Source organism: Clostridium sp. JN-1 (assembly GCF_003718715.1).
GTDB lineage: Bacteria > Bacillota > Clostridia > Clostridiales > Clostridiaceae > Clostridium_AV.
Genome location: NZ_CP033465.1, coordinates 2,680,817 through 2,693,165, shown reverse-complemented (window position 1 = coordinate 2,693,165; position 12,349 = coordinate 2,680,817). Strand labels below are relative to the sequence as shown.

At 31.2% G+C, this 12,349-nt stretch carries 12 protein-coding genes and 5 tRNA genes; all 17 read left to right on the top strand.

The genetic code is table 11. The annotated features are described in order from the left end of the window. The first annotated feature begins 79 nt into the window (after positions 1-79). The 17 genes from pth (at position 80) to EBB51_RS12860 (ending at position 12,164) form a co-directional block, all read left to right on the top strand. Positions 80-643, top strand: coding sequence for an aminoacyl-tRNA hydrolase (gene pth, locus EBB51_RS12940; RefSeq protein WP_123054828.1), 564 nt, complete (start codon positions 80-82; stop codon positions 641-643). 42 nt (positions 644-685) lie between these two features. Beyond that, the gene (gene mfd, locus EBB51_RS12935) at positions 686-4,207 is read left to right on the top strand and encodes a transcription-repair coupling factor (RefSeq protein ID WP_123054827.1); all 3,522 of its coding nucleotides are present in this window, start codon (positions 686-688) and stop codon (positions 4,205-4,207) included. A gap of 79 nt (positions 4,208-4,286) precedes the next feature. After that, positions 4,287-5,309, top strand: a complete 1,023-nt coding sequence (locus EBB51_RS12930; protein WP_123054826.1) for a peptidylprolyl isomerase — start codon at positions 4,287-4,289, stop codon at positions 5,307-5,309. A 145-nt stretch (positions 5,310-5,454) separates the two neighbouring features. Continuing rightward, positions 5,455-6,000: a stage V sporulation protein T gene (spoVT, locus tag EBB51_RS12925; RefSeq protein WP_123054825.1), complete on the top strand. Its 546-nt coding sequence runs from the start codon at positions 5,455-5,457 to the stop codon at positions 5,998-6,000. Positions 6,001-6,203: 203 nt separating this feature from the next. Further along, positions 6,204-7,754: a polysaccharide biosynthesis protein gene (locus EBB51_RS12920; RefSeq protein ID WP_123054824.1), complete on the top strand. Its 1,551-nt coding sequence runs from the start codon at positions 6,204-6,206 to the stop codon at positions 7,752-7,754. 48 nt (positions 7,755-7,802) lie between these two features. Further along, a complete protein-coding gene (gene mazG / locus EBB51_RS12915) occupies positions 7,803-9,248 on the top strand; it encodes a nucleoside triphosphate pyrophosphohydrolase (RefSeq protein ID WP_123054823.1) in 1,446 nt (481 codons plus the stop codon). 93 nt (positions 9,249-9,341) lie between these two features. After that, positions 9,342-9,635 (top strand): HU family DNA-binding protein, encoded by a 294-nt coding sequence (locus EBB51_RS12910; RefSeq protein WP_190285370.1) that lies wholly within the window; start codon positions 9,342-9,344, stop codon positions 9,633-9,635. A 71-nt stretch (positions 9,636-9,706) separates the two neighbouring features. Continuing rightward, positions 9,707-9,949: an RNA-binding S4 domain-containing protein gene (locus EBB51_RS12905; RefSeq protein WP_123054821.1), complete on the top strand. Its 243-nt coding sequence runs from the start codon at positions 9,707-9,709 to the stop codon at positions 9,947-9,949. Between the two features lie 94 nt (positions 9,950-10,043). Then, complete coding sequence (gene yabP, locus EBB51_RS12900) at positions 10,044-10,337, top strand: sporulation protein YabP (RefSeq protein ID WP_123054820.1); 294 nt, start codon at positions 10,044-10,046, stop codon at positions 10,335-10,337. Positions 10,338-10,346: 9 nt separating this feature from the next. Beyond that, positions 10,347-10,757: a spore cortex biosynthesis protein YabQ gene (yabQ, locus tag EBB51_RS12895; RefSeq protein ID WP_123054819.1), complete on the top strand. Its 411-nt coding sequence runs from the start codon at positions 10,347-10,349 to the stop codon at positions 10,755-10,757. Between the two features lie 78 nt (positions 10,758-10,835). Beyond that, complete coding sequence (locus EBB51_RS12890) at positions 10,836-11,108, top strand: septum formation initiator family protein (RefSeq protein WP_123054818.1); 273 nt, start codon at positions 10,836-10,838, stop codon at positions 11,106-11,108. A 65-nt stretch (positions 11,109-11,173) separates the two neighbouring features. Continuing rightward, a complete protein-coding gene (locus EBB51_RS12885) occupies positions 11,174-11,584 on the top strand; it encodes a S1 domain-containing RNA-binding protein (RefSeq protein WP_123054817.1) in 411 nt (136 codons plus the stop codon). 130 nt (positions 11,585-11,714) lie between these two features. After that, a tRNA-Leu gene (locus tag EBB51_RS12880) sits at positions 11,715-11,803 on the top strand. Between the two features lie 10 nt (positions 11,804-11,813). Then, positions 11,814-11,889, top strand: a tRNA-Met gene (locus EBB51_RS12875). A 16-nt stretch (positions 11,890-11,905) separates the two neighbouring features. Continuing rightward, positions 11,906-11,982, top strand: a tRNA-Met gene (locus EBB51_RS12870). A 7-nt stretch (positions 11,983-11,989) separates the two neighbouring features. Further along, a tRNA-Leu gene (locus tag EBB51_RS12865) sits at positions 11,990-12,078 on the top strand. 10 nt (positions 12,079-12,088) lie between these two features. Next, a tRNA-Met gene (locus EBB51_RS12860) sits at positions 12,089-12,164 on the top strand. Positions 12,165-12,349 lie beyond the last annotated feature (185 nt).

Below are 12,349 nucleotides of genomic sequence, written 5' to 3'. Positions count from 1 at the left end.
GTAGCTACCAACACATTATGCTGCATAAATTAAGTTTGATTTATAAATTTTATAGTGTCATAGATTGAGGAGTGAAAAAATGTTTTTAATAGTTGGATTAGGTAACATAGGCAGTCAATATTCACATACGAGGCATAATGTTGGATTTGATGTTATAGATTTAATAAGTAAGAGGTATAATATATCAATTAATAGGGAAAAATTTAAAGGGATGTATGGTGAAGGTAGGGTTGGTAACGAAAAGGTTATTTTGTTAAAGCCAAGTACCTATATGAATTTAAGTGGTGAAAGTGTTATAGAAGCAGTTAACTTTTACAAAATTAGCAGCCAAAATATAATTATAGTATATGACGATATAGATTTAGATATAGGAAGAATGAGAATAAGAAATCATGGGAGTGCAGGTGGACATAATGGAATAAAAAATATAATATACAATTTAAATACTGAAGTATTTCCTAGAATTAGAATAGGAATAGGACAGCCTAAACAAGACTTGGTTTCTCATGTCTTGGGAAGGTTTTCAAAAGATGATAGAGAAAGATTAGAAAAGGTATTTGATCTAGCAGTAGATGCAGTAGAATGCTTAATTAAATCAGGCGCAGACGAAGCTATGAACAAGTTTAATGGAATTACAATGTAAATTTGTTTAAGTTTTGATAATTTTATAGGGTGGTTGGTTACAATGAGACTACAAGGACTTTTAAAGCCTTTAATTAATAGTAGAAATTTTAAAATTTTAATAGATAGTTTAGAAAAAGGTAATTTCCCAATAAGTATATATGGTACTTCAGAATCTGGTAGAAGTTATATAATAGATGGAGTGTATGATGAGATAGACAAGCCTATTTTAATACTTACACATAGTAATGTTGAAGCTAGAAAATTATATGAAGATTTGTCAACTTATGTGCCTAATGTATGTTACTTACCTACAAAAGAAGTAGTATTTTATAATATAGATGCTATATCTGGAGACTTGAGATGGGAAAGACTAAAGATAATTAAACATATACTTGAAGATGATAAGAAAATAATAGTAACTTGTATAGAAGCTTTAGCTTCAGCATATATTCCAGTTGAACTCTATAAGAATTACACATTCAATATTAAAGTTGGGGATACAATTGACCTTGAAAAACTCAGCCAAAAACTTATACAATGTGGATATGAAAGAGTTGAACTAGTTGATGGTAAAGGGCAATTTTCTATAAGAGGCGGAATAATGGATATTTATTGTCCTACTTCTGCTGAAGCTTATAGGATGGAGTTATTTGGAGATGAAGTAGATTCTATAAGGAATATAAACTTGGAATCTCAAAGAAGTATTGAGAAAGTTTACAACATAGAGGTATTTCCAGCAAAGGAAATGATATTAAATGAAGATCTCATAAAGAAAGGATATACTGGAATAGAAAGCGACTTGAAGTTTGCAGTTAAAAAGCTAAAGTCTAATAACAAAAAATCAGCTTTAGAAAATATAAGTAATGTCATGAATAGAAATTTGGAATTGCTAAAGGAAAATTGGAGTTTTGAAAATATTGATAGTTTCCTTCCATATTTCTATGATAGTACTTCGTCATTTTTTGATTACATTAAAAATTATTTTATTATAATAGATGATGTACAAAGGTGTGTAGGAAAGTTAGAAAGTGTATATTATGAATTTGAAGAAAATTATAAGCACTTTTTAGAGCAAGGTAATGTTTTGTCAAAACAAAGTAAGCTTTTGTTAGATAAAAATTATATACTTGAGGTATTAGAAAAAAAACAGATTATAACTTTGGATTCAATATCCAAGTCTAGAAAAGTGTTAAAGCCTGAAACAATACTAAATATATCTCAAATAACATTAAATAATTATCACGGCAAAATGAGTTTACTGATAAAGGACATAAAAGAAAAAAAGGATAAAAATTATAAAATTGTTATATTTGCAGGTACAAGACCAAGGGGAGAAAGACTTGTTGATAGTTTAAGAGAAAATGATATAAATAGTACATATAAAGATGTAATACATGATATTGAGCCGGGTGAAGTTGTAATAACTTTTGGAAGTCAGTTAAATGGATTTGAGTATCCTGAGTTGAAATTGTCAGTTATATCAGATAAAGAAGTATTTGGGGAAGCTAAGAGAAAAACTCGCAGCAAACCTATTAAAAAAGGTGTAAGTAAAATAAAGAGTTTTACAGAACTTAAACCTGGTGATTACGTAGTTCATGTAAACCATGGTATAGGAGTATATAAGGGAATACAGCAATTAGAGCTGCAGGGGCATAAGAAAGATTATCTAGAGCTTATGTATGATTCAGAAGATAAGTTATATGTACCTGTAGAACAATTGGATTTAGTACAAAAGTATATAGGATCAGAAGGAAAAGCTCCTAAGATAAATAAACTTGGAGGATCTGAATGGGCTAAGGCAAAGAGAAAGGTTAAGAAATCTATAGAAGAAATAGCGGAAGACTTAGTTAAACTCTATGCTGTTAGATCAACTGTAAAGGGATATAAATTCTCAAAGGATACTGTATGGCAAAAACAATTTGAAGATGAGTTTCCATATGATGAAACACCAGATCAACTTACAGCAATTAGTGAAATAAAGGGAGATATGGAATCTGATAAACCAATGGATAGGCTCTTATGTGGTGATGTAGGATACGGTAAAACCGAAGTTGCTGTGAGGGCAGCTTTTAAGGCGGTTATGGAGGGAAAGCAAGTAGCATTTTTAGTCCCAACTACTATACTTGCACAGCAGCATTATAATAATTTTATTAAAAGATTTTCTGATTTTCCTATAAGGATAGATATGATAAGCAGATTTAAAACTCCATCTCAGCAAAGAAATAGCATCAAGACATTAAAAGAAGGTGGAGTAGATATAATAATAGGAACTCACAGAATACTTCAAAAAGACGTTGAATTTAAGGATTTAGGACTTTTGATAGTTGATGAAGAACAGCGATTTGGTGTAACACATAAGGAAAAGATAAAGAAGTTAAGAAAAAATGTTGACGTTTTAACTTTAAGTGCAACACCTATACCAAGAACTTTACACATGTCATTAGTTGGTGTTAGGGATATAAGTATTATAGAGACTCCTCCAGAGGAACGATATCCTATTCAAACGTATGTTGTTGAATACAATGATCAATTGATAAGAGATGCAATTTTGAGAGAACTGGGAAGAGACGGACAGGTATATTTTGTTTATAATAGGGTTGAAAATATAAAGAAAGTTGCTTCGTATGTAGCCAAATTAGTTCCGGAAGCTAAGATAGCAATAGCACACGGGCAGATGCAAGAAAGAGAATTAGAAAATATTATATCTCAATTTATGAAAAATGAGTATAACATACTTGTAACTACAACTATAATAGAAACCGGAATGGATATTCAAAATGTAAATACGATGATAATATATGATGCTGATAAGATGGGACTATCGCAGTTATATCAACTTAGAGGTAGAGTTGGCAGAACAAATAGAATGGCTTATTGCTACCTCACTTACAGAAAAGATAAGGTGCTTACAGAGATAGCTGAAAAGAGACTTAAAGCTATAAAAGATTTTACAGAACTTGGTTCAGGTTTTAAAATTGCACTAAAAGATCTTGAAATAAGGGGGGCAGGTAATATGATGGGTGCTTCACAGCATGGTCATATGGCTGCTATTGGGTACGACTTGTACTGTAGAATGCTTGAAGATACTATAAAAGTCGTAAAAGGTGAAATAGATAAGGAACCTGTGGAAACTACTGTTGAATTAAAGGTTGATGCATATATACCATCTGATTATATAAAAGATGAAATGCAGAAGATAGAAGTTTATAAGAAAATTGCGGCGATTAATTCCTATGATGATATGAAAGATATTGAGCAGGAATTGGAAGATAGATTTTCGAGAATTCCTGCTTCGATAAATAACCTTATAAACATATCTTACATAAGAAGTATGGGTAAAAATTTGGGCATAAAGGAAATCAAAGAAAAAGGTGGTGAAGTACTATTCTTATTTGAAAGTCAAAGTAGAATAGATAATAATGTGATAAATGGACTGCTAAAAACTTATTCCAAAAGCATAAGCATAAAAATGCTTGGTAACCCTGGAATTGGTTACAAGATTAAGAATATAAAAAGGTCAGATTTAATTTTAAAAGTTAGAGAGATTGTTGAATACATGCTCAATATTCATGAGCAAAAATAATTTTGTAGTAAAATAAGTTTTATGTTAAAATTAGTTTATGTTTTTAAAAGATTAAATTAGAGTGGAGGAATAAACTGTTATGAATATAAAGAAGTTAATAAGTATAGCCGCTATATCCATATTTTCATTTTCAACCGTTGGATGCAGTATGATAGCAAAGACTCCTGAGGCTATAAATAAAAGTGTTGTTGCAAAAGTAAATGATGAAAAGATTACCAGAGGTGATTTAGATAAAAGTCCGGCTATGCTTCAGGTTATAGAGCAAGTAAAGCAGCAGTATGGAGAGAATTATGCTAAAAATGATGAAGCTCAAAGTGCTCTTAAAACTCAAAGAGCACAAGCACTTGATTTAATGATAACTAAAAAAGTTATGGAACAGAAGGCAAAGGAAATGAATCTTATGCCAAGTGATTCAAAGTTAAAATCGGAAGTTAAAACACAAATGGACACTTTGAAAAAGCAGCAATTTGGTGGAGATGAAGCTAAGTTTCAGGAAGTTTTAAAGCAGCAAAATATGTCAGAACAGACTTTAAGTAACTTATTTTATGATCAAATAAGGACTCAAGAAATATATAAAAATTTAAGCAATAGTGTAACTAAGAATATTAAAATTGATGATAAAAAAGTAGAAGATTATTATAAAGCTAACCAATATAAGTATACTGAAAAACCTGATAAAACACATCTTGAACATATTTTAGTTAAAACAGAAGATGACGCTAAAAAAGTAAAAGCTAGACTTGATAAAGGTGAAGATTTTGCGAAAGTTGCAAAAGAAGTGTCGCAGGATCCAGGATCTAAAGATAAGGGTGGAGACTTAGGATTTGTAAATTACGTTGATTCAGGAATGGATCCTGATTTTATGGCTGCTGCAATAAAGTTAAAGAGTGGTCAAGTATCAGATCCTGTTAAAACACAATATGGATATCACATAATAAAGTGTGTAGAAAAACAAGAATATCCTGCTAAGTCACTTAGTACTGTAAAAGAACAAATAAGAAAAGAACTTGAAGACGAGCAAAAGCAAAATACATTTAAACAAAAATTAGGCGAATGGCAGAAGGCAGCAAAGATAACTAAATACGAAAAGAATTTAGCATAATATAAATAATCCACAATGGTAAACACATTGTGGATTATTTTATTAATTTAAATAGCAATTGTGTATAAAATTTCATATTTAGAAAAATAATATTAACATTAAGAGTTTATTATAATTATGTTTACTTAAAGGAGGTATACGAGTAATGAAAGCAACAGGCATTGTTAGACGTATAGACGATTTAGGAAGGGTTGTAATACCAAAAGAAATAAGGAGAACTCTTAGAATAAGAGAAGGGGATCCACTTGAAATTTTTACAGATAGAGAAGGAGGAGTTATTTTAAAGAAGTATTCCCCAATTGGTGAATTAAGTGATTTTTCAAAAGGATATACAGAATCACTGCAGCAAGTTATAGGAGATATAGTTATGATATGTGATAAAGATAGTATTATATCACTAAGTGGGGGTACTAAAAAAGAATATTTAGAAAAGAAAATAAGCAGTGATATTGAAAAAACAATAGAAGAAAGAAAAAGTGTAAATTTAGATCAAGAAAAGACAATAGCCCTGTATGATGATGAAGAAGCAGAGGGAAAATATACAGCTCAGGTTATTGCACCTATAATAACAGAAGGTGATGTTATTGGAGCTGTGATAATAGCAAGTAAGGAAGAAGATGCAAAGTTTGGTGATGTACAAATCAAGTTAGCTGAAACTGCTGCATCATTCTTAGGAAAACAGATGGAGTAGTAAGGAGTCCTGTACTTTAAAGTACAGGACTTTAAATGTTATTAATGAGTTTTGCCATAGTTAAGAAAAATATTCAAGTACATATAGTAATAATACCTCCAAAGTTAAAATAATTATTAAAATAGATAAGTTTAAGTATCTTTTAATATTTAAAGTTTTTGTACTGTAAATATGGTTGAAGCTAAATAATTGGAGGTAATTTTATGAAAAAACAGTCCCTTATAGAAGGCACTTTTATTTTAGGGTTAGCAGGAATTATAGCCAAGCTACTTGGTTTATTATTTAGATGGCCGCTGCAAATGTTAATAGGAGATGAAGGTGTTGGATACTATCAAATGTCATTTCCACTTTATATGTTTTTTATTGCAGCAGCTTCAGGAATACCAGTTTCAGTCTCTAAGATGGTTTCTGAAAGGAAGGCAGTAGGTGATGATGAAGGTGCCATCATAGTCCTTAGAAAAGCTATTATACTGATGTTTATATTGGGGGCTGGGTTTACTGGATTATTACTTGCTTTTTCTAAAACAATTATAAGTTTTTTAAAGTGGGACAATAAGTCTTATTACTCATTGGTATCAATAGCAGTTGCACCTATATTTATTTCTATAATGAGTGCTTTTAGGGGATTCTTTCAGGGGCTGCAAAACATGACCTGTACTGCTGTATCACAAGTAATAGAGCAAATTGGAAGGGTAGTTGTAGGTGTTGGACTTGCCTACTTACTTCTTCCAAAGGGAATAGAATATTCAGCTGGAGGTGCAGCTTTAGGAGCAGCAGCTGGGGGAATATTTGGCGGTACATACCTTATAATAAAGTATGCACATGTGAGAAGGGAGTTCCATGTTGGGAAAATTAAAGATGATGTTGAGGTTTTAAGCAAGTTATTATATATAGCTATACCTGTATCACTTGGAGCAGCTGTAAGCAGTATAATGAGCGTTATAGACTCAGTACTTGTGCCTCAAAAGCTTTTGCAAGCAGGATTTACATACAAACAAGCTACCATATTATATGGACAGCTTACTGGTAAAGCTTTTATTTTGATAAATGTACCTTTAACTCTCTCAGCAGCACTGTGTTCGTCGTTAATCCCTATAATAGCGGAAGCTTACATACTAAACAGGAGATCTGAAGTTGTAAATAAAGTTGATATAGCAATTAAACTTTCAATGGTTATAGCAATACCGTCGTTTTTAGGATTATATAATCTAGCCTACCCTATTTTAAATTTAATTTTTCCCGGGCAATCTGACGGCTTTAAAATTTTGCAATACTCATCTATTTCAATTCCATTTATAGTATTAGCTCAAACATCAACTGCTGTACTTCAGGGAACTGGAAGGTATGCTGCCCCTGTTTTAAACTTAGCTGTTGGTTGTGTAGTTAAAAGTGTAATTACTATGTTTTTGGTTGCAGTACCTGAAATAAATATATATGGAGCTGTACTTGGAAGTATAGGAGGTTATATAATAGCTTCTATGCTTAATATGAGGCTTTTAAAGACTAGCTTAAATATTTCTATAAAGTGGAATGATCATTTTATAAAGCCCCTATTTGCTTCAATTTTAATGATAATAGCTGTTGTAATTATTTATATGAATGTCTATAATTATACCATGAGCAGCAGATTAGCATGCCTTTTGGCTATACTATCGGGTATATTTATATATTTAGTACTCATAATTGCAATGGGAATATTTAAATATGATTATATAAAAAATAAAATCGTAAGACATAATAAATACAAGGCTTAAAGCATATGTATAGATTTTACTTGATTTATTAAAAGGAGAGGAATATATATGATAAGGGTGGTTGGACTAGGACCGGGATCAAAAGAAGCAATTACAATAGGTATGTTAGATACTTTAAAGAACTCAAAAAGAGTATACCTAAGAACAAGTAAGCATCCTACTGTAAAGTATTTAAAAGAATATGGTATAAAATTTGAAACTTACGACAATATATATGAAAAAGAGGAAAAATTTGAAGATGTGTATAAGTCTATAGCAGAAGATCTAATAGAGAAAGAAGATAATTTTAAGGATGTAGTTTATGCAGTGCCGGGACATCCATTAATAGCTGAAAAATCTGTCAATATGTTAATTGATTTATGTAATAAAAAGTCTATTGATATAGATATACTCCCAGCAGTAAGCTTTATAGATGCAGTAGTTGAAAGTTTAAAGATAGACCCTATAGAAGGACTCAAAGTCATGGATGCATTTGATATAAGAAAACAGGTATTGGATAAAAGAGTTGGTACTATAATAACACAAGTATATGATAATCTTATAGCATCAGAAGTTAAGCTTGCGTTAATGGAGTATTATGGTGATGATACAGAAATATATTTTATAAGAGCAGCAGGAGTAAAAGGTGAGGAAAGCATAAGAAAAATTCCACTTTATGAATTGGATAGACAGGAGGATATAGATTACTTAACTTCTCTATACATTCCTAAAAGAGTCAGCGAAGTCAAAGATTTTTATGATTTGCTGAATATAACAAAAGTATTGAGGTCAGAAAATGGATGCCCATGGGATAGAGAACAAACCCATGAAAGTCTAAAGAGATATTTGATAGAAGAAAGTTATGAAGTTTTAGAAGCTATAGACGATAAAGATTATGATGAGCTTGTTGAAGAACTTGGAGACGTCTTGTTTCAGATAATTTTTCATGCTCAAATTGGAAGTGAAGAAGGATTTTTTAATATTAATGATGTATTAAAAGTTGTATGTATGAAAATGATAAATAGACATCCTCATGTTTTTGGAAGTATTAGTGTCAATACATCTGATCAAGTTGTTGATAATTGGGATAAAATTAAAAGAAAGGAACAAGGACTTAAAAGTTATACAGATGAATTGAAGCATGTACCTAAAAATCTTCCAGCTTTAATGAGAGCAGAAAAGGTTCAGAAAAAGGCAGCTAAGGTTGGCTTTGATTGGGATAAAGTTGAAGATGCACTTGATAAAGTAATAGAGGAATATTATGAGGTAAAGGATGCATATAAGGGGGAAAAAAGGGCAAAAATATTAGAAGAAATAGGTGATTTAATATTTGCTTCGGTAAATGTTGCCAGATTCCTTGACATAGACCCTGAATTTGCATTAAATTATACTATAGAGAAATTTATTAATCGATTTGCATATATAGAAACAAGTGCTAGATCTAGAAACATTGACATGAAAAATATGACACTAGAGCAAATGGATCAGCTTTGGGAAAAGTCTAAGAATAAATAATATTTTAGCTTTTTATGCAAAAATACTTTGAAAAAGAAGGATTTTTTAAATCGGTGAAGAATATGCTAGTATGTCAAACATAGTATATTCAATATTAAGGAGGTAAAAAAGGTGAATAAATCAGAATTAATTGCAAGTATATCAGAAAAATCAAAGGTGACAAAAAAGGATGCAGAAGTAGTTTTAAAGGCTTTAATAGAAAGTGTTGAAGAAACACTTGAAAAAGGTGAAAAGGTTCAGTTAGTTGGATTTGGAACATTTGAAACAAGAAAAAGGGCTGCAAGAGTAGGTAGAAATCCAAGGACTAAGGAAGAAATACAGATACCAGAATCTACAGTTCCTGTATTTAAGGCTGGTAAAGAGTTCAAAGATAAAGTAAACAAATAATATTCAAATTGTTATTTTAGAAAACCTAGGTGTAAATCTGGGTTTTTTGTTTTAAATGAGGAGGTAAGTTAATGAGACTGGACAAGTATCTTAAGGTATCTAGAATAATAAAAAGAAGGACTATAGCAAAAGAAGTGTGTGAATGTGGAAGAGTCAGCATCAATGGTAAAGTTGCTAAACCAAGTACTGAGATATCTGAAGGTGATATTATAGAAATACAATATGCCAGCAAATCATTGAAGGCTAGAATATTAAAAGTAGCAGAGCATGTAACAAAAGAAAATGTTTCGAGTATGTATGAAATTATAAGCTAAGCATAATTTGTTTCTTTAATTTTATTTTAAGCTGTTTCAATTAGTAATATTCCTTACAGCAGGTGCATATATTGGTTATGAGTGGAGGGATATTATGGAGAAAAAGGAGACTAAAATAGCAGACGAAAAAAAGAGCATTATGAATATTGAAAATAGAAAAAAACTGACATTAAGTGGTGTTTTAGAAGTTGTTAGTTTTAATGAAGAGCAAATAATTTTAAATACTAATTTGGGTACGCTAAGCATTAAAGGAAGTAACCTTAAAATGAATAAGTTAGATGTTCAAAATGGTGATGTTATAATAATAGGCATGATAAATTCCTGTATATATATGAGTAAAGAAGCTAAAAAGAGCAAAGAAAGCATAATATCGAAGCTATTCAAGTAAGGGATATAGATGATAATTTCTATAACTAAACAGTTTGAATGCTTTGTTTTTAGCATTACTGCAGGAATTATGACAGGGGTACTGTTTGATATATATAAGATAATAAGGGGCTATGGTATTATAAACAAATTTATATCATTTTTGGAGGACTTACTTTTTTGGATATTAGCGGCCATAATAGTTTTTATATTTTTAATTGTTACTGATTACATATACATAGGTGCTTATGTATATATGCTGATAGCTATTGGTATATGTATATATATTAAACTGTTTAGCGCAGCTTTTATAAAGGTTGGGACAAAATTAATAAAATTTACAGCTAAGGGTTTTAGAGTATTAATGAATATCATAATTTACCCTTTTTCACTACTAACTTATAATATTAAGATAAAAATTAAGAAAAATTATAAAAAATGACTTGAACAAAACATAAAAGCAAATTAGAATATAAGTATGATGTTTTGGTTGGCTATCTGAAAATTAATGGTGAGTGATATGAAAAAAAAATTTAAACCCAAAAAACTCTTGTATGCTTTTATATTTGCTTACATATGCTATATATTTGCAAGTCAGCAAGTTACTATGTACAAAATAAAAAAGCAAATTGCAGATAAACAATTACAAGAACAAAAAATAAAAGATGAAAATGAAAAATTACAGGATGAGGTTAAAATGTCTAAGACAGATGATTACGTTGAAAAATTAGCTAGAGAGAGATTAGGTCTTATTAAACAAGGAGAGACCCCTGTAATAAATGCAAAAAACTAACATAAGGTTACAAATTTAATTTCTATATATAATATTATTTTATTTTAAGGAGGAATCTTTTTAATATGACCTTAAAGGCAGGATCCATACTAGAAGGCGTAGTGGTTAATATCACAAATTTTGGAGCTTTTGTTGAAATTGAAGGGAAAACTGGTTTAGTCCATATATCCGAGGTTTCAGATGCTTATGTAAAAGACATAAGAGATTATTTGAAAGAAAAAGACAAAGTAAGGGTTAAGGTAATTTCAATTGATGAAAAGGGTAAGATAAGTTTATCAATAAAGCAGGCTTTGTCAGAAAAGAAAAGTTTAAGGCCAATTGAAATTGATTGGCAAAAAGAAAAGACTAAAAGCTATCAAGGAGATTTTGAAGATAGAATGTCTAAATTTCTAAAGGATAGCGAAGAGAGATTTCAAGACCTTAAAAAACATCAGGATTCAAGGGCAAGAGGATATAAAAAAACTTCTAATTACTAATTCAGTTAATTCGGAGGGTTAAACTTTAACCCTCTATAATATTGTTAAAAATATTTATAAAAAAAGTAGTTGACAATAGTATTTTCATGAATTATAATAATATATGTCGTCAGTTGATAACACATGAGTTGCTGGAGTGGCGGAACTGGCAGACGCACAGGACTTAAAATCCTGCGGGCTTTAAAACCCGTACCGGTTCGATTCCGGTCTTCAGCACCAATATTAATATCGCGGGATGGAGCAGTTGGTAGCTCGTCGGGCTCATAACCCGAAGGTCGCAGGTTCAAGTCCTGCTCCCGCAACCAAAAAAGAATATTATGCGGCGGAATAGCTCAGCTGGCTAGAGCATTCGGTTCATACCCGAAGTGTCGTAGGTTCAAGTCCTATTTCCGCTACCAATATTGTGCTGGAGTGGCGGAACTGGCAGACGCACAGGACTTAAAATCCTGCGGGCTTTAAAACCCGTACCGGTTCGATTCCGGTCCTCAGCACCAATATTAATATCGCGGGATGGAGCAGTTGGTAGCTCGTCGGGCTCATAACCCGAAGGTCGCAGGTTCAAGTCCTGCTCCCGCAACCAAAAAAAGAATATTATGCGGCTAAATAGTTTAGTTGGCTGGAACATTCGGTTCATACCCGAAGTGCTGCAGGTTAAAATTCTATTTACGCTGTTAAGTAAGGTCTATAGTTAATCACTATAGACCTTTTTAGTATTATAAAAAACACAAATATGATATTCCTTGTGTAATTAATCTCATAAAAAAC